This window comes from Lysinibacillus sp. GbtcB16 (genome assembly GCF_019091145.1).
GTDB classification, from domain to species: Bacteria; Bacillota; Bacilli; order Bacillales_A; family Planococcaceae; genus Lysinibacillus; species Lysinibacillus fusiformis.
Genome location: NZ_JAGXJV010000439.1, coordinates 1 through 268 on the forward strand (window position 1 = coordinate 1; position 268 = coordinate 268).

Consider the following 268-nt stretch of genomic DNA (forward strand, 5'->3'; position numbering starts at 1 on the left):
GGAAGACTCTTGCGGTATCCGGCTGCAAATGGCCGGGATATTTGGTGCTTTGAAGCTCCCTATTCCCATAGAGCTCAAGGCTGGTTTGGATAGCTGCATAATCCAGTTCGCCGCTGAGGCCGAAAAATTCCCGGTATAGCGCTATTTGCAGATCGGATAAGCGGGTAAGGTCCTGTTCGGCCAATGCGGGCAGTTCATCTCTGTGCGGAATGCGCTTCGATTTGGCTGCACGCGTTCGCAAGTCGACCCGGGCCTGCAGGATTTGTTC

General features: G+C 54.5%; 1 protein-coding gene. It reads right to left on the reverse strand.

Annotated features, from left to right (window positions below; translation table 11 throughout):
* On the reverse strand, positions 1 to 268 hold a 268-nt coding region (locus KVT27_RS24830), incomplete at both ends, for a hypothetical protein (RefSeq protein ID WP_217582191.1).